Origin of the sequence: Limosilactobacillus gastricus PS3 (genome assembly GCF_000247775.1) — a bacterium.
In the GTDB taxonomy this organism is placed as follows: domain Bacteria; phylum Bacillota; class Bacilli; order Lactobacillales; family Lactobacillaceae; genus Limosilactobacillus; species Limosilactobacillus gastricus_A.
Genome location: NZ_AICN01000078.1, coordinates 18,031 through 39,033, shown reverse-complemented (window position 1 = coordinate 39,033; position 21,003 = coordinate 18,031). Strand labels below are relative to the sequence as shown.

At 41.7% G+C, this 21,003-nt stretch carries 22 protein-coding genes; 19 read left to right on the top strand and 3 right to left on the bottom strand.

What is annotated here, in order from left to right; genetic code table 11:
* Positions 1 to 25 precede the first annotated feature (25 nt).
* Positions 26 to 238 (bottom strand): DNA-directed RNA polymerase subunit epsilon, encoded by a 213-nt coding sequence (locus PS3_RS09195; protein ID WP_040468810.1) that lies wholly within the window; start codon positions 236 to 238, stop codon positions 26 to 28.
* 114 nt (positions 239 to 352) lie between these two features.
* On the opposite strand from PS3_RS09195, the gene PS3_RS09190 reads away from it, so the two are divergent.
* Entirely contained in the window at positions 353 to 835 is a 483-nt protein-coding gene (locus PS3_RS09190; RefSeq protein ID WP_007122790.1) for a hypothetical protein, read from the top strand.
* A gap of 32 nt (positions 836 to 867) precedes the next feature.
* Here PS3_RS09190 and def read toward each other — a convergent pair whose 3' ends face one another.
* On the bottom strand, positions 868 to 1,434 hold the full coding sequence (gene def, locus PS3_RS09185; RefSeq protein WP_007122789.1) for a peptide deformylase: 567 nt from the start codon (positions 1,432 to 1,434) through the stop codon (positions 868 to 870).
* A gap of 131 nt (positions 1,435 to 1,565) precedes the next feature.
* Here def and PS3_RS09180 point away from each other — a divergent pair, with 131 nt between their 5' ends.
* The 12 genes from PS3_RS09180 (at position 1,566) to holA (ending at position 12,706) form a co-directional block, all read left to right on the top strand.
* Positions 1,566 to 1,847: a UPF0223 family protein gene (locus PS3_RS09180; protein ID WP_040468808.1), complete on the top strand. Its 282-nt coding sequence runs from the start codon at positions 1,566 to 1,568 to the stop codon at positions 1,845 to 1,847.
* Between the two features lie 2 nt (positions 1,848 to 1,849).
* Positions 1,850 to 2,614 (top strand): inositol monophosphatase family protein, encoded by a 765-nt coding sequence (locus PS3_RS09175; RefSeq protein ID WP_007122788.1) that lies wholly within the window; start codon positions 1,850 to 1,852, stop codon positions 2,612 to 2,614.
* Between the two features lie 74 nt (positions 2,615 to 2,688).
* Positions 2,689 to 4,533, top strand: coding sequence for a translational GTPase TypA (typA, locus tag PS3_RS09170; RefSeq protein ID WP_007122787.1), 1,845 nt, complete (start codon positions 2,689 to 2,691; stop codon positions 4,531 to 4,533).
* Between the two features lie 98 nt (positions 4,534 to 4,631).
* Complete coding sequence (locus PS3_RS09165; RefSeq protein WP_007122786.1) at positions 4,632 to 5,801, top strand: FtsW/RodA/SpoVE family cell cycle protein; 1,170 nt, start codon at positions 4,632 to 4,634, stop codon at positions 5,799 to 5,801.
* Positions 5,802 to 6,092 (top strand): DUF2129 domain-containing protein, encoded by a 291-nt coding sequence (locus PS3_RS09160; protein ID WP_050950918.1) that lies wholly within the window; start codon positions 5,802 to 5,804, stop codon positions 6,090 to 6,092.
* A gap of 3 nt (positions 6,093 to 6,095) precedes the next feature.
* The gene (rsmD, locus tag PS3_RS09155; RefSeq protein ID WP_007122785.1) at positions 6,096 to 6,659 is read left to right on the top strand and encodes a 16S rRNA (guanine(966)-N(2))-methyltransferase RsmD; all 564 of its coding nucleotides are present in this window, start codon (positions 6,096 to 6,098) and stop codon (positions 6,657 to 6,659) included.
* A complete protein-coding gene (coaD, locus tag PS3_RS09150; protein ID WP_007122784.1) occupies positions 6,660 to 7,193 on the top strand; it encodes a pantetheine-phosphate adenylyltransferase in 534 nt (177 codons plus the stop codon). It begins immediately after the preceding gene.
* Positions 7,165 to 8,220, top strand: coding sequence for a SepM family pheromone-processing serine protease (locus PS3_RS09145; RefSeq protein WP_007122783.1), 1,056 nt, complete (start codon positions 7,165 to 7,167; stop codon positions 8,218 to 8,220). Before coaD ends, PS3_RS09145 begins: the two co-directional genes overlap by 29 nt.
* A 76-nt stretch (positions 8,221 to 8,296) precedes the next feature.
* Entirely contained in the window at positions 8,297 to 8,932 is a 636-nt protein-coding gene (locus tag PS3_RS09140) for a helix-hairpin-helix domain-containing protein (protein WP_007122782.1), read from the top strand.
* A gap of 51 nt (positions 8,933 to 8,983) precedes the next feature.
* On the top strand, positions 8,984 to 9,466 hold the full coding sequence (locus tag PS3_RS09135) for a ComE operon protein 2 (RefSeq protein WP_007122781.1): 483 nt from the start codon (positions 8,984 to 8,986) through the stop codon (positions 9,464 to 9,466).
* 55 nt (positions 9,467 to 9,521) lie between these two features.
* Complete coding sequence (locus PS3_RS09130; protein WP_050950917.1) at positions 9,522 to 11,699, top strand: DNA internalization-related competence protein ComEC/Rec2; 2,178 nt, start codon at positions 9,522 to 9,524, stop codon at positions 11,697 to 11,699.
* On the top strand, positions 11,681 to 12,706 hold the full coding sequence (gene holA, locus PS3_RS09125; RefSeq protein ID WP_007122779.1) for a DNA polymerase III subunit delta: 1,026 nt from the start codon (positions 11,681 to 11,683) through the stop codon (positions 12,704 to 12,706). The genes PS3_RS09130 and holA overlap by 19 nt, the downstream gene beginning before the upstream one ends.
* Before the next feature lie 55 nt (positions 12,707 to 12,761).
* On the opposite strand, the gene rpsT is transcribed toward holA, so the two are convergent.
* Positions 12,762 to 13,016, bottom strand: coding sequence for a 30S ribosomal protein S20 (rpsT, locus tag PS3_RS09120; RefSeq protein ID WP_007122778.1), 255 nt, complete (start codon positions 13,014 to 13,016; stop codon positions 12,762 to 12,764).
* A 244-nt stretch (positions 13,017 to 13,260) separates the two neighbouring features.
* Between rpsT and rpsO the strand changes: the two genes are divergently transcribed.
* The 6 genes from rpsO (at position 13,261) to tig (ending at position 20,995) form a co-directional block, all read left to right on the top strand.
* On the top strand, positions 13,261 to 13,530 hold the full coding sequence (gene rpsO / locus PS3_RS09115) for a 30S ribosomal protein S15 (RefSeq protein WP_007122777.1): 270 nt from the start codon (positions 13,261 to 13,263) through the stop codon (positions 13,528 to 13,530).
* Positions 13,531 to 13,732: 202 nt separating this feature from the next.
* Positions 13,733 to 15,103 (top strand): glutamate--cysteine ligase, encoded by a 1,371-nt coding sequence (locus PS3_RS09110; protein WP_007122776.1) that lies wholly within the window; start codon positions 13,733 to 13,735, stop codon positions 15,101 to 15,103.
* Positions 15,104 to 15,267: 164 nt separating this feature from the next.
* Positions 15,268 to 17,046 (top strand): ribonuclease J, encoded by a 1,779-nt coding sequence (locus tag PS3_RS09105; protein WP_007122775.1) that lies wholly within the window; start codon positions 15,268 to 15,270, stop codon positions 17,044 to 17,046.
* A 203-nt stretch (positions 17,047 to 17,249) separates the two neighbouring features.
* Complete coding sequence (locus PS3_RS09100) at positions 17,250 to 18,143, top strand: hypothetical protein (protein ID WP_007122774.1); 894 nt, start codon at positions 17,250 to 17,252, stop codon at positions 18,141 to 18,143.
* A 175-nt stretch (positions 18,144 to 18,318) separates the two neighbouring features.
* Positions 18,319 to 19,509, top strand: coding sequence for an elongation factor Tu (gene tuf, locus PS3_RS09095; RefSeq protein ID WP_007122773.1), 1,191 nt, complete (start codon positions 18,319 to 18,321; stop codon positions 19,507 to 19,509).
* Positions 19,510 to 19,684: 175 nt separating this feature from the next.
* Complete coding sequence (gene tig, locus PS3_RS09090) at positions 19,685 to 20,995, top strand: trigger factor (RefSeq protein ID WP_007122772.1); 1,311 nt, start codon at positions 19,685 to 19,687, stop codon at positions 20,993 to 20,995.
* Positions 20,996 to 21,003: the final 8 nt, after the last annotated feature.

Here is a 21,003-nt window from a genome sequence, read left to right as displayed (position 1 = left end):
TAAAAAGCTGGGTTGCCCCAGCCAATTAAAACGTCGTTAACTTAAAGTTGTCACTTTCTTTTTCGTAAGCTAAAGCGGCATCAGAAAGTTCTTCAATTAATTCTACATTATAGTCGGTATTTTCTTCTACTAAGGCCCGAACTTCGGCTTCAGAAGCCGCTTCAATGTATAGTGATTGGGTGTTTTCCCGACGAGGGGTTTCAGTTTTTGTAGGTTGATAATATACTTTAAAAGTCATTATGAACTCCTTCATGATAAATTTCAGTACTGTTATTCTAACACATTTAAATGGTAGTGTCGCTAGTCGATTGAGGATGGTATCCTTATAATGGATAAAAAGGAGAGTGATTTAATGTCGTTTCTATATGTAATTACTATTACACTAATCCTAATTTTGGTAATTTATCAGATCATTCATCGAACCTTAGTTAAACGTCATGATCAACAACAGCAAGTTGCCGCTCAACAGATAACAGATCAAGTGGTAATGGCAGTCCTGGCAGATCATTTAGCTAGTGACCATTACGATCATCAATCTTCCATTGTGGCGGAAGTATGGGGTAATGGGGTGCAGGCCTTTGAATATCAGATTTATTTTGATTTGTGTGATGAACAAGAGTTACGTTGGTTAAGCCATCAAAATTTATCGCAAGCCATTGAGAAAAACGCTAGTCAAGAACTGATTGCGGGATTTAATGCTCAATCAGCTCCCTTCGTGGTTACGGATTGGTGGGTCTATCAGCAAAAGCTACACTTTGACGTGGCCTATGTCTCTAACGAAGCCACTCGTGAATATGTTGAGGACCTTAGTAAGTTAAATCAAAAGGCGAACTAAAAAGAAGTTGGTGAAATTTCACCAACTTCTTTTTATGATAGGAGCATTAAATCATCAGGATGATTGAAAGGTTCATTTTCATCAATGTGATCATAGAATAAAACGCCAATCAAGTGATCGAGTTCATGCTGAACGACAATGGCTGGATAATGCTTTAATCGGACTTGCTTAGTTTCACCAGCCAGATTCTGATATTTCAAAGTGATGCGATCATGCCGTGGGACATAGCCAGGGACATCACGATCAACAGAGAGACATCCCTCTCCTTCAGCTAATGCAGCCATTTGCACTGATTCACTAATGATGACTGGATTAACTAATACGTCTTTAAAGGCAGGTTCGTCTTCTTCGTTTTCACCAGGGATTAAGACCGCAGTCATGCGTACCCCATGATTAACCTGGGGAGCTGCTAAACCAACTCCGGCGCGCAGTTGGTATTTTTCAGCAATTTCTTCATTCTGACTGTTTTCTAAATACTCCATTAATTGTTGGGCAAGCTGTTGATTCTCTGCCGATAAGGGAAAGTCAACTTTGGCTGCCCGCGTTCGCAATACAGGATTGTTATCAGTATCACGTACAATATCATCCATTGTGATCATTATGATGGACCTCATTTCTCTTTCTTTTATGAAGTATTTTAGCACATTCCTATGGAAAACACTTAAATTCTGGTATGTCAGTCGAAAATCCTTTAAAATGGTAACTAGTAATGAATGAAGGAGTTGGTCAGATGGCTGGGGGAAATTATGCATATCCATTGGATCCGGATTGGTCCATGGAGGAGTTGATCGCCGTTACTAATTTATATCAAGTTGTCGAAGATGCCTATGAAGTTGGGACCTCACGTTCAAAAATTTTAAAGGCGTACGCTGACTTTAAAAAGGTGGTTAGTTCGAAAGCTTTCGAAAAGCAACTCAGTCGGCAATTTGCAAATGTGTCTGGCTATGAAATTTATCAGGTTGTTAAACGGGCCCAAACTGATGAGAGTAGTAAGATAAAAATGGAGGGATGAGCATGTTAGCGGAGATTGATCAACAAATCCAAACTTTAATTCGTGAAGTTGGCGAACGGACGAAAGCCGCCATGCAAGCTGACTTTACAATTGATGAAAAAACCAGTCCTCATGATTTGGTGACGACGGTTGACAAACAAAACGAACAAATTATTAATCAACGACTTCGGGAAATTGACCCGACAGCGCAAATTATTTCCGAAGAAGGTTTTGGTGATCAAGTTCATGATATTCATGGTCACGTTTGGATTGTTGATCCCGTCGATGGGACGATGAATTTTATCATGGAACGGGAAAATTTTGCGATTATGTTAGCCCTCTACATTGACGGGCAACCGACCTTAGGCTATATTTTGGACGTTATGAAAGGTCTTTTATATCATGGGGGGCCTGCACTGGGTGTCTGGGAAGATGATCATCAATTGTCAACACCCTTAAATCGTGGCTTGCGAGATGGACTAATTGACGTTTCTTCCCGGATTTTAATGAATGATCTTCATCATGCCCAAACGGCTGCCAAAGCTGCCCGTAGCATTCGAGTTTTTGGTAGTGCTGGAATTTCGATGACCCAATTAATCACCGGGCGAACGGGAGCCTACATCACTAACTTAAAGCCTTGGGATTTAGCCCCGGGACGGGTCCTAGCCGAAGCCCAAGGTTTAGTCGTCAAACGGATTGACGAACAACCGATTGATATGCTATCATCTAACTTTGTATTAGTAGCTACTCCAAAAGCTGCCAAAGATATCATGGAATTGATCAATTAGCAGTAACTGTGACCAATGTCACAGTTTTTTTATGAGAATTGACCATACTTTAAGGAAATGGAAGGAATAGACTTTTGAAATTACGTGACGATATTCGTAACATTGCGATCATTGCTCACGTTGACCACGGTAAGACGACCCTGGTTAACGAGATGTTAAAGCAATCCAATACGCTCCCTGAACACTTCGATATTCAAGACCGGGCGATGGATACTAATGATTTGGAAAAAGAACGTGGAATTACGATTCTTTCTAAGAACACAGCCGTAAAATATGGTGATTACCAAATCAACATTTTAGATACCCCAGGTCACGCCGATTTTGGTGGTGAAGTAGAACGGGTTATGAAGATGGTTGACGGGGTACTTCTAGTGGTGGATGCGTTTGAAGGGACCATGCCACAAACGCGCTTCGTCTTGCAAAAGGCCTTAGAACAACACTTAACCCCAATCGTGGTTATTAACAAAGTTGACCGTGATGGCGCCCGTCCAGAAGAAGTCGTTGATGAAGTGCTCGACTTATTCATTGAACTTGGCGCGGATGAAGATCAACTAGACTTCCCGGTAATTTATGCTTCGGCGATGAACGGGACTTCTAGCTATGATTCTGATATTTCAACTCAAGAACACACGATGAAGCCTTTGTTTGACACGATCGTGGAAAAGATTCCAGCCCCAGTTGATAATTCAGACGAACCATTACAATTCCAAGTTTCAATTCTTGATTACAACGACTTCGTTGGTCGGATTGGGATTGGTCGGGTTGTCCGGGGACAGATTCACGTAGGTGATCAAGTTACCTTAATGAAGCTTGATGGATCAACCAAGAATTTCCGGGTCACGAAACTCTTTGGGTTCGTTGGCTTGAAGCGAATTGAAATTGATTCTGCTAAGGCTGGGGATTTAATTGCGGTTTCTGGTATGGAAGATATCAACGTTGGTGAAACGGTGGTGGATCCAGAACATCCAGAAGCTTTAACTCCATTACGGATTGATCCGCCTACCTTACAAATGACATTCCGGACCAACGATTCTCCATTTGCTGGTCGGGAAGGGAAGTTTGTGACTTCGCGCCAATTACAAAACCGGCTAGAATCTGAATTGGAAACGGATGTTTCGCTGCGGGTTGAAGATACTGATGATCCAGGAGCCTGGGTTGTTTCTGGACGGGGTGAATTACACTTATCTATCTTAATTGAAACTCTTCGGCGGGAAGGGTTTGAACTTCAAGTATCACGGCCAGAAGTTATCTACCGTGAGATCGATGGAGTGATGAGCGAACCATACGAAGAAGTTCAAATTGATACCCCAGATGAATACACTGGTTCTATTATTGACAGTTTGTCTAAGCGGAAAGGTGAAATGCAAAACATGGAACCTTCCAACAATGGTCAAACGCGGTTGATTTTTGAAGTTCCTTCACGGGGCTTGATAGGTTACTCAACGGAATTCATGTCCTTAACGCGTGGTTATGGGATCATGAGTCACGTCTTTGATCAATACAAGCCAGTGATTAAGAACTGGAACCCTGGTCGGCAAAAGGGTACTTTAGTATCAATGAATGCTGGGAAGGCAACGACTTATGCAATGATGGGGATTGAAAGTCGGGGAACCCTCTTGATCGATCCTGGGACGGAAGTATACGAAGGGATGATCATTGGTGAAAATAGCCGGGAAAATGACATCACGGTTAACATCACTAAGGGTAAGAACCTTACTAACGTTCGGGCTGCTGGTTCTGACGATATGGCACGGATCAAGACCCCAACGCATTTATCATTAGAAGAATCACTGGAATTCTTAAATGAAGATGAATACTGTGAAATTACACCGGAAAACGTGCGGTTACGGAAGCAAATTCTTGAAACTAATGCACGGGAAAAGGCGGCTAAGCGTCGGAAAGCTGCTTCACGAAAGTAATTTAATGAATGGGCGGGAGTAATTCCTGTCCATTTTTTAATTGCCGAAACTTTAGTGGTATAATATTTTCCATGATTTAATATTAAGTGGAGAGCATCATGAATAAACAAAAGAAACGCTCAGTCTTAGGCTGGGATCCCTATTTACTGATCCCATATTTAATTTTATGTATTATTGGGATTGTGATGGTTTATTCGGCAAGCGCGGATGTGGCCATGCAAGTTGGTGGGACAGCCCGCAGTTATTTAGTTAAGCAATCAATTTTTGCTTTGGTAGGAATTGGCATTTTCTTTTTGTTATCGCGAGTCAATTTAACCTTTTGGCGAAGTAAATATACCCTAGGTTTCCTTTCGGGAATACTGATCGTGCTCTTAGTTTATGTTCGCTTTTTCGGGGCAGCCGTTAATGGGGCGCGCGGATGGGTTAATCTGGGACCGGTCAGTATCCAACCCGCCGAAGTTTGTAAATTCTTTTTAACCATCTATTTGGCTAATCAATTTGCACGTTACGAAAACTTATCACGGTCTGATTATTTAAGGAAACTTCGGAAACCGATCATATTAACAATAGTCCTGATCGGGTTGATTTTGAGTCAACCCGATACAGGGGGGGCTTTAATTAATGCTTCGATTTTTTTGGTTATTATCATGGCTAGCCGTATACCTTGGAAATATGGAGCAACTGCTTTAGTGGGAGGCTTCCTAGCCCTACTAATTGGCTTGCCATATGTGGCGCAATTGTTTGCTAAGATCGGTGGGTATCGAGCCGCCCGGTTTGTCGCCTACTTGAATCCCTTCGCTAATGCCTCGGGATCGGGGACGCAATTAGTTAATTCCTACTATGCTATTAGCAATGGGGGGATTTTTGGTAGTGGAATTGGTAATAGTATTCAAAAGATGGGGTACTTACCAGAATCCAATACTGATTTTATTTTAGCGATTATTAGTGAGGAATTGGGGTTGGTCACGGTTTTAATTATCCTGGCCTTACTAGCAACCTTAATTTGTCGGATTATCTTGTTAGGTATTCGGTCGAATAACCTGTATGAGACTTTGTTGTGTTATGGGACTGGCACTTTTTTCGCCGTGGAAACAATGTTTAATGTCGGGGCTGTGTGTGGACTCTTACCAATTACCGGGGTGACCTTACCTTTTATTAGTTATGGGGGTTCCAGTATGTTCGTTTTGAGTGCTTCATTGGGACTGGTCGCTAATGTGGAGCGTCGAATGCGCCGCCAAAAGGCACGCCGTCAACAGGAGGTGGCTTAAGTGACTGTTGAAATAGAAAATTCTATTCCACAAAGAACGAGTCTATCTGTTTATATTCGGGGACGCCGCGTTTTACGAGTCCTCCGTCATTATGGACACATTCAATATGTTTCGCGCCGAGCACATTATGTTATCTTATACGTGAACCAAGCTCATGTTGCCGAAATTAAACCGGAAATTGAAAAACTACATGATGTTTATCGAGTCTTACCATCTCCATGGTCCACAGTTGATCCGACAATTTCATCGGTTGCAGAAACGGGAATAATTCCTTCAACAGAAGAGGAGTGATCAATGCGAGTAGTATCAGGAAAATTTCGGGGGCGCAAATTACAAGCTGTTCCTGGGATGGCGACGCGTCCTACCACTGATAAGGTCAAAGAGTCGTTATTTAATATGATTGGGCCCTACTTCAGCGGTGGACAGTCCTTAGATTTGTATGCCGGGAGTGGTGGTTTAAGTATTGAAGGGGTTTCGCGAGGGATCGATCATGCCTATTTAGTAGATCGGCAATATCAAGCGATCAAAACGATTAAACATAATGTTGCTTTAACCAAGCATGAAAATCAATTCACGATTATTAAACAAGATGCCCAACGTATTTTACCGGTTATAGCGGGGCAAGGGGTGCGACTGGATTTAATCTATCTTGATCCTCCTTATGCTAAACAACAAATAATTAAGGATATTCAATCCTTGGTGGATTTAAATTTATTGAATTCTGGAGCACTGGTGGTCTGTGAAACTAATCAAGAAGCCAATTTGCCGACGGACTTATCCCAGTTTGAATTAGTGCGACAGCAAACATATGGTATCACGGTGGTAACTATTTATCGTTTTATAGGTGAGGAAGCATAAATGAAAGTAGCATTATTTCCAGGGTCGTTTGATCCATTAACTATGGGTCATTTGGACTTAATTCGGCGGGCTAGTCATTTATTTGATCAGGTGGCCGTTGCCGTTATGAATAATTCAAGTAAGCATCCCTTGTTTACGGTTCAAGAACGGGTTAATCAAATCGAAACGGCCGTTGCGGGCTTAAGTAATGTTTCCGTAATTACGGCCCAAGGGCTAACTGTGAACTTAATGAATCAAATGGGGGCTGATTATTTATTACGCGGTTTACGGAATGAAACCGATTTTCGTTATGAGCGGGATATCGCGGCGATGAATCATTACTTAGATGATCAAATCGAAACCGTCTTTTTACTAACGGATCCTAAATATCAACATTTATCTAGTAGCCTTTTAAAAGAGGTCGCGCTTGAAGGTGGGGATATATCGGCTTATTTACCAGAAAATCTGAATCAAGCATTGCAAAAACAAATCCACGATCGGATGATTGAACGGGTAAAACAGTTTAATGAAAAATCAAGAACGTCGTCTGATTAGACGCTTAATTTTAATTATTGTTGGTATTCTAGTGGCCATGTGGTTCTTCTTATGGCCATTGAATAGCTATATTGAAACGCCGGGGACGGCCGATGCTTTAAAGTCCTACGTTACAATCAAGAAGCACCCTGATAAATGGAAGGGTAGCTATATGTTGACATCGGTTTATTTGCAACGCGCGCGTCCAGTTACCTATTTGTGGGCGAAGTTCATGAATCCTTTAGCAACGATTGAAAGTGCTGAGGATGTCACGGGTGGGCAAAGTGATAAGACCTATGACAAGGTTCAAAACTTTTACATGCAAAGTGCGATTAACCAGGCGATTTCGGTTGCATATAAGGCAGCAGGACAACAGTACACGAAAAAGTATTTAGGAATTTACGTCCTTGAAGTTCAGAAAAATTCGAAGTTCAAAAAGCAGATTAAGGTTGGTGATACCATCACCAAAGTTGACGGACATCACTTTAATACGGCGGCGGGTTATCAAAAATACATTGCTAAACAAGGGATCGGCCATCGATTAAGTGTTACCTATACTCATAATGGTAAGACCAAAACAGTTACTGAACCTTTGGTGAAGTTATCGACTGGTAAGGCCGGTATTGGGATCATCTTGACCGATAATGTAAAGGTCACTACAGACATCCCAGTGAAGGTTGATCCCGGTGAAATTGGTGGGCCTTCTGGTGGTTTAATGTTTGCTTTACAAATTTATCAACAAATTTCAGGTAAAGATCTTCGACACGGCCAACAAATTGCCGGGACAGGAACGATTGCAGCGGATGGGAGTGTAGGAGAGATTGGCGGCATTGATAAAAAAGTAGTAGCTGCTCATAAAGCCGGAGCAACTATCTTCTTTGCCCCATACGTTAAACCAACTAAAGAGTTACTCAAATATGAAGAACAGCACATGACAAACTATCAATTGGCAAAGAAAACGGCTAAAAAATATGCGCCGAATATGAAAGTAGTTCCAGTTACTAGTTTCCAAGATGCGGTTGATTATTTAAATGAACACGCTAAATAAGAGTGGGCTGAATTAAATCAGGATGGTTTAGTTCAGGCTCGCTCTTTTTTCGTATCTATTAATAAAGGAGGTTTTTATGGATATCGAAGAATTACGTGAGCGGTTAATCGACCTATGGGAAACGCAACGAACCAAACTGATTTTGGGGGCCGGGGTACTGGTGTGTATTGGTTTGTTCTGTTGGCATCAAAAGCCAACTCCAGTATCAACTAATTCACCGACGATGATGAATTCAACTGTGAGTTCTAGGGTGGCGACTTCGACAACCACTCAAAATGGGCGAGTATCAATTGATATTAAAGGGGCGGTGGCCCATCCAGGGGTATATACCTTGCCTAAGCAAGCCCGGGTGAAAGAAGCCATCGAACAGGCTGGTGGCAGCTTGCCAACTGCCGATTTAAACCAGGTTAATCTAGCCAAACAATTAACGGATCAACAGGTTATTTATATTCCTTTAGTGGGCGAAAAGATTGCTGGAGCTAACAACATTGCAGCAGGGTCATCAACCGAGGGGGATCAGCCCATTGTTAATTTGAATACTGCGACGAAAGAACAACTCCAAACCATTACTGGAATTGGGGAAAAAAAGGCCGATAAAATCCTGGCCTATCGTCAGGAGCATGGCGAGTTCAAATCGGTTGAGGAATTAAAATCAGTTGACGGTTTTGGTGATAAAACGGTCGCTAAACTACAATCTTCTTTGTCAGTTTAACGTGTTAATAAATCTCTGCTATACTAAATAAAATTAAAAGGGGGTTTTAGCATGACACAGCGGATTGGTTGGGACCAGTATTTTATGTTGCAAGCGGCTTTGTTATCGTCGCGGAGTACTTGTAAAAGACTTTCAGTTGGTGCGGTTTTAGTCCGTGATCGCCGAATTATTGGGAGTGGATATAATGGAGCCGTTTCAGGTGATGAGCATTGTATTGATAGTGAATGCTATCTACGTGATGGTCACTGTGTACGGACCATCCATGCAGAAATGAATGCCCTTTTACAGTGTGCGAAATTTGGTACTTCCACGGATGGGGCGGTAGTTTACGTGACTGATTTCCCATGCCTTCAATGTACCAAGAGTTTATTACAAGCAGGGATTACACAAATTAACTATTTGCGTAATTATCATAATGATGAGTATGCAATGGAATTAATTAAACTCAAACACGTTAAATTGCAACAAATCAAGCTCAGTGCTGATACAATTGACCAGGTTAATTTAAAGCAATATTTGGATAGCGATAATTAACCAACGATTACTATTAGCAGCTGGGCTGAGTAGTTTAGGATGCGGCCTAGTAATTTTGCATTACTGGGTCTTATTATTACCATTAGGTTGGTTGATTTGGCGACTAATGATTCTGGTCGAGTCTCCTTGGCGTTGGTTAGTAATACTAATCAGTATCATGTTTGGTGTCCGCGCTTGGATTTGGCAACAGGAACAGATCCAGTTAACTCATCCTCCACAAGCACAAGTAAGCCAAATGGTGGTGGTTCAACCAGATCAGTGGAAGGTCAATGGGGACTTTGTGCAGGCAATTGGCCAGGGGAAAAGGCAAAACTACTTAATTCAAGCCTACTTAAAAGAACCAAGTCAACAAAAATATCTTGAAAGGTTACACAACCCAGTTCAAGTTATTATCAAAGGTGATGCTACGCCGATCGCCCCAGCAACAAATTATAACGAATTTGATCGCCGATTTTGGTATCGGACCCAAGGCGTGCAGATGGTCATTAAGGGGCAGTTAATTAACGTTCAACCAGTTAAGAATTACTCTTTGGTGGATCGTTTGCACCAGGTTCGTCATCAACTAGCCACTTATTTTCACCATTTGCCAGCGCCCTTAAGTGGGTATGCTTTACGATTGCTGATTGGTTTACAAGATCCAGCAACTGATGAGCAAATGACAACGGTTAAACAACTGGGGTTGATTCATCTCTTTTGTCTTTCTGGCTTACATGTGGCCTCAGTTTGTTCGCTCGTGCAAGGCGGAGGACGGATCCTAGGCTATGATCGGCATTTTTTGAATTGGATTTTGATTGGCACCTTGCCGCTCTATTGGGTAATTGGAGGTGGATCATTAAGCCTCACGCGTGCGATTTTAATGATTGAATGTCAGCTATGGAGTCAGCAGCTGGGGCGTAACCAGCCGGATGCTTGGACCATTAGTCTGCTCATACAAGAATTTATTCAACCAACTGTTTTAATGTCCTTAGGAGGACAATTAAGCTATTTGCTGTCTTTTGCCTTATGCTGGTTTGATTGGCAAAAGGTAAAGTGGCAATCGTTCAAACTTGGGGCTCTAGGCTTGCCACCACTACTACATTTTGTTTTTGAATTTCATTTGCTCAGTCTTGTAATTAATTATTTAATGATTCCATTTTTTAGTTGGATCATTTTCCCTGGCACCATAATTAGCGCCTTACTTTATCCCTTTTTACCGGGAATTTCCGGATCCTTTAATCGTTTACTAGTGATTTTTGATCAATCCCTAGTCTGGTTAGCAGAGTTTCCGGGAATGATTCATTTTGGTAAAATAGGGGTGTTGCTGACGTTGATCCCGTTAATTATTACCTGGTGGACGATTGAACACGCCACTGGTCGTTCCTGGATAATATTGCTACTTTGTTATGGTGGAATTTATCTTGGGATTCACCGACCTTTATCGGGAGAAGTAACCTTTGTTGATATTGGTCAAGGGGATTGTATTATTATTCGGGAGCCCTTTAATCATCGGGTGATGTTGATTGATACGGGTGGGGACTTGCAAATTCAAAAACCAATCTGGGCGCGGGGGCATTTTAGCCACGACCGATCAGTGGGGACCAGTATAAATTATCTTAAGAGTCTTGGGATCTATCAGCGTGATAGTGTCTGGTTGACTCATAGCGATGCAGATCATATCGGATTTTTAACGACAGTCATGAAAAATTTTCGAGTTAAACAAATTTTAGTCCCCGCGGGGATGGAAACCTTACCTAAGTTTCAAACTCGACTAGCATATCCAGTCAAGGTGGTTCCGGTTACCAATCAATCATCGCCGATGACCGATTTACAGATTCTTCATCCTTTGCAAGTTGGATCCGCAACAAATGATGATTCATTAGTTTTATTTGGTCATTTTGGGAAATTACGCTTTCTCTTTATGGATGATCTTCCTCAAAATGGTGAAAAACTAATTATGAAACAATACCCCAATTTACAGGCCGATGTTTTAAAACTTGGTCATCATGGCAGTAAAACATCGAGTAATCTTGCCTTTTTAAAGCAGGTTCAGCCTCACTATGGGATAATTTCTGCGGGGCGACGTAATCGATACCACCACCCCAATCTAGAAACCATGCAACGATTGCAACAAAGTAAGATTGTTCCATTATCTACCCAAAATTACGGAATGATTAGGTACCGCTATTATAGTTTTTATGATCAACTAACGACGAAGCTTAATGGAGATGAAAAATTTTGGATATCCCAACCTTAAAAAAACAATTAAAGGGCGCTAGTCCAGCCATGGTTTATACTGTGGTTGGTACCCAGATGGAACTCCAAGCGGAGACCAGACAGGCCTTTTTGGATTTAATTCCCGCAGAAGAACGAGTAATGAATGTCGCCTCGTATGATCTTGAAGCAACGCCTTTAGATGAGGCCCTTGCGGACGCTATGGCGGCCCCATTCTTTGGGGAGCGGCGGCTAGTTTTTTTGAATAAACCGACTTTTTTAACTGGTTCAACGGGGCGGGGGAGTCTAAAGCAGGATCCTGACCTGTTAAAAGAATACTTAAACCATCCTGAACCAACAACTACTTTGGTGATCATGGCACCTTATGAAAAGCTTGATGGGCGTAAGGGGGTTGTTAAAAGTCTTAAAAAGGTGGCTGTCGAAGTCAGTGCAGCCCCATTGGATGAAAGCCAAGCACGTCATATAGTGGAAGCACGATTCCAAAAAGATGGTTTTATTTTGCAAAATGGGGCCATGGATGAACTCGTTCGCCGGACCAATGCGGACTATGGGCAAATGATGAGTCACGTCCAGCAGTTAGAGACCTATGCTTATCCAGGCAAAGACATCACGATTGCAGCTGTGCAAGGGTTAGTGCCACAGTCGTTAGACGAAAATGTGTTTGACCTAGTTCAAGCGGTTCTCGATCAACATCAAGTAATGGCTCTAGATGATTACCAACAGTTATTAGCCGCTCAACAGCAACCATTACAAATTAATGCGGTGCTGGTTAGTCAATTTCGTTTATTATTGCAGGTGAAGATCCTTAGTCAACGCGGCTTGAGTCAAGGCACGATTACTCAGCAATTAAAAGTCCATCCATACCGGGTGCAATTAGCACAAAGGACGGCTCAAAAATATGATTTGGCTACATTGTGTCAAGCTTATCAAGGCTTGATTCAAATTGAACGGGATTTAAAGACGACTAGTCGTTCTCCAGAATTATTATTTCAACTATTTATGTTGAAGTTCAATAAAGCAGTTGATTAAAAAAAGCAGCTGGTGAAGAAATTTTCTTCACCAGCTGCTTTAGTATAAGTATGAATTATTTAGCGTAACGTGCTGCTAAACGTGACTTGTCACGAGCAGCCTTATTAGCTTTAATCAAACCCTTTGAGTGGGCCCGATCGATAGCTGATACGGCATTCTTGTATAATTCTTCAAGGTTGTCGGCACCTGCTAACTTGGCCTTGTCAAATTTCTTAACGGCAGTCCGCATTGCGCTCATTTGAGAAGCGTTCCGAGCAGCTGCTTTTTCATTTACACGTACACGTTCAATTGCTGACTTGATGATTGGCATTTCAATTTCACCTCCGTATCATTGGTTTTAAGTTGACCAGTTTTTTTCAACGCCTTTCATTATACATAAACCCGAATTTGAATGCAATAGATTAACGGAAGAAAGGTACTTGCATTCAATTGACAGATCCGTTATAGTATAAACCGTTGTAAAACAACAAACCCTTTCTCGGTTTTACGATCCTCACCGACGTTTTACCTAGAATCGGGCACTTTGATAAATTGAAAGGTGGGTAAATAGTATTATGGCTATTTCAAAGGAACGCAAGAACGAAATCATCAAGGAATATGCAACGCACGAAGGTGATACTGGTTCAACTCAAGTTCAAGTTGCTGTTTTGACGGCTGACATTAACGAATTGAACGAACACATTCGCGTGCACAAGCATGATTACCACTCACAACGTGGTTTGATGAAGAAGATTGGTCACCGTCGTAATTTGTTAGCATACTTACGGCGGACTGATGTTCAAGCATACCGTGAATTAATCAAGCGTCTTGGATTACGTCGGTAATTCATTACGACTTCGATGGGAAGACACTGGCTATTTGGCGAGTGTCTTTTTATTTTGCCCTTATTAAAATAAATATGTTAATCGATTTAAATTTATTGCCATATATTTTTGACTAACTATTATTAGGGATGTAGAATGATTAAAATTAAATTAGAAGGCAAATTGATGAATTAACTTAAATTTGCAAAGAGGGGGAATCGGAATGTTCAGTCAAATTGGTGAAACCATTTTTGAACACGAAGTTGTAGCCAAAACCTCTGATTTTAATATGGGGTTAGAAGTTGAAATGCACCGGGCAGATAGTCAAGGGCGAATAAGCTCGGATCCAACTCCTGCGGGAATCAGTCTTAACAGCCCATGGGTAACGAAGGATTTTACTGAAACGATGACTGAAGTGGTAACCCCGGCAGCAAGTAACTCATTAGATGCGATCCATTATTTATACAGCATTCAAAATGCGTTACGAGCTGCTTTAGCTCCCGGTGAGGTTTTGTGGCCTTTATCAATGCCTCCAGCTTTTGCTGATGCTAATAAGATTGAATTGGCCCAGACCACCCCAGAAAAACATGCCTATCTAGAACGAGTGTTGGAGAACATGGGGCGGGTTAATAAGGGCTTGCCTTGTGGTGCCCACATTAGTTTAAGTATTGATGATCACGTGATTGACATTATTTGGGAACAAAATAGTGGTCGCTTTGCTAGTAAAGCGGCCTTGAAAAACCATCTTTATTTGTTATTAGCCCAGGGATTTGTGCGCTATCGGTGGGTATTAACTTACTTATTTGGTGCAAGTCCCGTTGCCGAAGCCGGATTTTTTGATCCTGAAGATGACCAACCAACTGGACCAATCCGGTGCTTGCGCCAAAGCCATTATGGTTTTGATATGCGGTTTAAGGGCGACTATTCAACGATCCAAAATTATGTGGAGCGAATTGAAGCTGGGGTTGCCAATGGCGAGATTATTGATGAAGCTCAATTTCATGGGGCCATTCGTTTAAAAACCAGTGGCGACCTTACTGATATGGAGAAAAATGGGGTAAGCTATATTGAATTGCGGATGTTAGACCTTGATCCTACCAGTACAACTGGAGTTAAATTAGATACGCTGCGCCTACTACGCATTATGGCGAGTTACTTCATTATGACACCGGGGATGCAAACCAAGGATGTGTCGGTGACAATTCAACGCGCCAATGAAATAAATGAAGAAGTGGCAACGGAAAACCCCACGACCCATTCTCAGTATGAAATTGCGGGAAAGAATTTTTTAAACCGGCTCTTTCAATTTGCAAACCAAATTCAACTGGGGCCAGAATATTTAGAGACTTTGGAAACGATGATGGATCGGTTTGATAATCCGGCTAATACCATTAGTGGTCAGTTAGTGGCGCATATAGAAAATGGTTCATTATTACCATACATGACGAAGCGAGCCGCCCATTACCAAGATGGAGCTTTAATGGCTATGCGGACCTTTAACGGTTTTGCGGATATGGAAACCCCACTTTCGGCTGAAGATTTAAAGAACAACCTTTTCCGAGGAAGTTATGAACCAAGTGGGCTAGTTGAATAAGGAAATACCGTGGAGAATTTTTGTTCTTCACGGCTTTTTTAATTTAACAAGCTCTAGTGATGTGGTAAGATTAATCATAGTAATTTGACAGTTATAAATAAATTACCTAGGCACCACCGGTGTGATAGGCTGTTTACAGTTGAATAAATGATGAAGGAGCATTCATGAGTAATATTAAAATGATCCCCTTTGGTGGGGTGCGCGAAAACGGTAAAAATATGTATGCCGTGGAAGTCAATGATAAGATTTTTATTTTGGATTGTGGTTTAAAGTATCCGGAAAACGAGCTTATGGGGATTGATTTTGTCATTCCTGATTGGAGCTATTTGGATGATTTGGCGGATAAGATTGTTGGAGTCTTTTTAACCCAAGGACACGCTGATGCCATCGGGGCCTTACCATACTTTTTAGCTGAATTTGATGTGCCGGCCTTTGGGAGCGAATTATCAATTGCTTTAGCCAAGTTGGCGGTAAAGGGAAATAAAGAATCGAAGAAGTTTAATGACTTTCACGTGGTCGACGAAAATACCGAAATTGATTTTGATGATGTGACGGTTTCATTCTTCCCAACCACCCACTCAATTCCAGATACTTTGGGAATTGTCTTGGCAACACCAGATGGTCAGATTGTCTACACAGGGGACTTTAAGTTTGATCAAGCGGCAACTAAGGGCTACCAAACCGACCTGGCACGTTTAGCCCAAATTGGTCAAGAAGGGGTTCTCTTACTCTTAAGTGATTCTGCTGGATCTGAGATCACGGGGGCAAGTAGTCGCGAGACTGATATCCGCCAATACATCGAAGATACCTTCGAAAATTCTATGAGTCGGATTATCGTGGCTAGTGTGGCTTCGAATATTTTGCGGGTTCAACAAATCCTTGATGCGGCCCATAACACTAATCGGAAAGTTGTTTTATCAGGATCTGACATTGAACAAATTGTGCAAACGGCTCTCGATTTAGAACTTTTGACCTTACCAACGGACGATATCTTAATTAAGCTAGACGAAGCCAACCAATTACCAGACGATGAGGTCGTTATCTTGGTTACCGGTCGGATGGGAGAACCAATTAAGTCCTTGTTGGCCATTGCTAACGATGAAGATCCAGATATCAAGTTTAAAGAAGGCGATTTAGTTTTCGTTACCACGACGCCATCACATGCTGTGGAAACCGTTGTGCAAAAGGCCAAGGATGCGATTTATAAGGCCGATGCTGAAGTTAAATTTATTGCTGACGACCTTAATCCATCAGGACACGCTAGCCAAAATGATGAACAATTAATGCTGAATTTGTTGCATCCCAAGTACTTTGTCCCGATTCAAGGGGAATATCGGATGCTCCATCAACATGAAGTACTGGCCGAAGAAGTTGGCGTCGATCCGGACAATATTTTTATCATGAGTCGGGGAGATGTCCTTACCTATACGGACGGTGATTTTCATTTAGGAGAAAAAGTCAATGCCGGGAATGTGATGATCGATGGCACGGGCGTTGGTGATATTGGTAATATCGTTTTACGGGATCGGCGCATCTTATCTGAAGACGGGATTTTTGTGGTGGTAGCGACCATTGATCGGAAGAAAAAGAAGATCGTCGCACGTCCGCAAATTACTTCGCGAGGCTTTGTCTTTGTCAAAACTAATCGTCAATTGATGAAGCAGAGTGCAGATTTGGTGGAAGAAGTAGTTCAAGAAAATCTAAATCAAAAAGATTTTGATTGGGGAACCTTAAAGCAAGAAGTACGCGACAAGTTAAATCGCTTCCTCTTTAATCAAACCAAGCGTCATCCGGTGATCTTACCAGTGATTATGGAAATTAATCAACACCCAAAACGCAAGAATCGTTCTAATAAATCCGCTGATGAACCAACGGCTAACGACCAAACAAAAGAGAAAAAACATCGTGGTCGAGGCCGTGGGAAAAAGAAAAATAAAAATTAAGAATCGCTACGAAAATGGGAAAAGCGATAGGACGCCTCATAGGGCTAACCTAGAACGAATGTTGGTACGAAATTATCCAACCTGAGTTTGAAGTTAGACTTTTGGGGCGTGCTTTTTGACTGTCATTACCAGCGTAATCAGAAGAAAATGAGGTAAAAGAAATACCAATTAAGTGTTTCTAGCCAACCTCTCTTAGGTGAGATATGAATTCAGATCAACAAATTCAATTTGCAAAAGCACAACAAGCTCTTGATCAACAACAATATTCAGAAGCGGCTCGTATTTTAGCACTACTTAACGACGAGGTTGATTTGTTTGTAATTAATCATTCCCTAGTAAAAGCCCTTTATGAGATAGGGCAATATCGTCAGGCTTGGTTCTTAATAAATGAGCATTTAGCTGATTATCAACAGTCAGCTGAGCTTACTGCTTTAGCTGTTCAAGTGGCGCTTGCTAATCACCAAATGATTAATGCGCGAAAATTAGCTTTGGCTAGCCGCCATGATGATCGATTATTGAGACAAATAGATCAAGCTGAGGACAAAATGCGTGAGACAATGCAGCAATCATTGCAAGGAATTCAGCGGCGATTTATTCATTTAGGAGATCAAGCCTTTAACGGTCAACAGGAGCGTTTTCATGCTGCCGACCAATTGCCTTTAAATGAATATGTTCAAGCGGCTAAGTATCTGGTCCGTGATCCCTTTGTCCGACCATTAATCCGAGCCAGTATTATCCAAAACCTTCAACAATTACAGGTTAAGGAAATCATTACAATCTATTGGATTGATGATCAAGAGTATTCAGTTGATTTAGCAAAATTAAAGCCTGTCGATGAATATCCGATAGTTATAGAAGTGCAAAAATTACTATCGGATCGCTATGGGCAATCCGATCCAGTGACTTTACAGACTTATTTACAGGAATTCTATTTACAGTTAACCCTATTATTTCCACGGATTGAAGAAACCATTGTTGATGCCCAGGCGTGGTATGTTGCCTTATGTGCCTATTCCCAGACTACCAATGAGCCAGCAATTCAAGCAGCAAAAGAATGGCAGAATCGGCTTACCAAGCTGATTAATCGAATGATGTAAAGAAATAGGTAAATTCGTTTACAAACCAGAAGTGACCTGATACTATAATTAAGAATTCTTCTCCAAAATGATTTTTATGCTTTAAATCATCTGCGAGAAGTAGTACAATATTTCATAAGGGTGTGTCAGGAAGACTGACATCAATCTTGTAATTATTTTTAGGAGGAATTCATTAATGGCTGAAAAAGAACATTATGAACGGACAAAGCCCCACGTTAACATTGGTACTATTGGCCACGTTGACCACGGGAAGACTACTTTAACTGCAGCAATCACTAAGGTGTTAGCTGCTAAGGGACTTGCACAAGCGGAAGATTACGCTGATATCGATGCTGCTCCTGAAGAAAAGGAACGTGGTATCACTATCAACACTGCCCACGTTGAATACGAAACTGAAAAGCGTCACTACGCACACATCGATGCGCCAGGACACGCCGATTACGTTAAGAACATGATCACTGGGGCCGCTCAAATGGATGGTGCAATCCTTGTGGTTGCCGCTACTGATGGTCCTATGCCACAAACTCGTGAACACATTCTTCTTGCTCGTCAAGTTGGTGTTGAATACATCGTTGTATTCTTGAACAAGACTGACTTGGTTGACGATGACGAATTAGTTGACTTGGTTGAAATGGAAGTTCGTGACTTACTTTCTGAATACGATTTCCCTGGTGATGATATTCCATTCGTTCGTGGTTCAGCCCTCAAGGCCCTTGAAGGTGATCCAGAACAAGAAAAGGTTATCGAACACTTATTGGATGTTGTTGATGAATACATCCCAACTCCAGACCGTCCAACTGACTTACCATTCATGATGCCTGTTGAAGACGTCTTCACGATCACTGGTCGTGGTACTGTTGCTTCAGGTCGGATTGACCGTGGTACTGTTAAGGTTGGGGACGAAGTTGAAATCGTTGGTTTGAAGGAAGACGTTCTTAAGACTACTGTTACTGGTGTTGAAATGTTCCACAAGACGCTTGATCTTGGGGAAGCCGGTGACAACGTTGGGGTTCTTCTTCGTGGGGTTGCTCACGACCAAATCGAACGTGGTCAAGTGCTTGCACAACCTGGTTCAATTCAAACTCACAAGCAATTCAAGGGTGAAGTCTACGTTATGACGAAGGAAGAAGGGGGACGTCACACGCCATTCTTCTCAAACTATCGTCCACAATTCTACTTCCACACCACTGATGTTACTGGTACGATCGAATTACCAGATGGTGTAGAAATGGTTATGCCTGGTGATAACGTAACTTTCACTGTTGAATTACAAAAGCCAGTTGCCCTTGAAAAGGGTCTTAAGTTCACTATTCGTGAAGGTGGACACACTGTTGGTGCCGGTGTGGTATCAGAAGTGTTAGACTAATCTAGGGTTTTGCCTAATAAAAGAAGTTGAGCTCTACTCAGCTTCTTTTTCTTTATGCATAGAATTGGTTGAAATGTCGGTTTAAGTACGGTAAAATCAATAGGTATGTAGGACTATTGGTGCCATGAGCATTAAATAGCACATGAAAATATCTCAGATTATTGGAGGAAATGAAATGTCAGTTAAATGGGAACGCGAAAGCGAAGCCAGCCAAGGGACATTAACGTTTGATATTGACGTTGATACTATTAAGAAGGGAATCGACCAAGCTTTCAAGCAAACGCAAAAGCGGATTGCGGTTCCTGGATTCCGGAAGGGCCACGTTCCACGGACGATTTTTAACCAAATGTATGGTGAAGAATCACTTTACCAAGATGCCTTGAATGCGGTATTACCAGATGCCTATGATGCAGCGGTTAAAGAAGCCTCAATTGAACCAGTTGATCAACCTGAAATTGATATCGTTAGCATGGAAAAGGGTCAACCTTGGACTTTAACTGCTAAGGTTGCTGTTAAGCCAGAAGTTAAGCTGGGCGATTACAAGGATCTTGAAGTTACTCGTCAAAACACGCGGGTCAGCAATGCTGAAGTTGACGAAGATCTAGAACGGAAGCGTCAACAACAAGCTGAATTAGTGCTTAAAGAAGATGGTGCTGCTGAAAAGGGTGATACAGTTGTAATTGACTACGTTGGAACTGTTGATGGCGAAGAATTCGATGGTGGTTCAGCAGATAACTACTCATTAGAATTAGGTTCTAACTCATTTATTCCAGGATTTGAGGACCAATTAGTTGGTCACAAGACCGATGAAGTAGTGGATGTAAACGTAACCTTCCCAGATGAATACCAAGCTAAGGAATTAGAAGGTAAGGATGCTTTATTTAAGGTTACCATTCACGAAATCAAGGAAAAGCAATTACCAGAACTTGATGATGAATTCGCCAAGGATGTTGATGAAGATGTTGACACCTTAGATGAATTAAAGGAAAAGACGAAGGAAAACATCAAGGAACAAAAGCAAGCTGCTGCTAAAGCGGCCATTGAAGACGAAGCAATTCAAAAAGCCGTCGAAAATGCTGAATTTGAAGCTATTCCACAAGCAATGTTGGATGATGATACCAATCGTCAAGTTCAACAATACTTGGCTGGCATGCAACAACAAGGGATTAACCCACAAATGTACTTCCAAATCACGAATACCACTGAAGATGATTTGAAGGACCAATTTAGTGCTGATGCCGAAAGTCGGGTTAAGACCAACCTCTTATTGGAAGCCGTGGTTAAGGATGCTAACTTAACAGCGAGTGAAGAAGAAATTGCTCAAGAAGTTAAAGACTTGGCTGAACAATACGGGATGGAAGAATCTGCTATCAAGCAAGCTTTAAGTGATGACATGTTAGCTCATGATATCGAAGTTAAGAAGGCCGTTGACTTGATTGCTGATTCAGCAAAGCAAACTTTAAAAAAGGATGAAGAAGCTAAGTAATTAGCTCT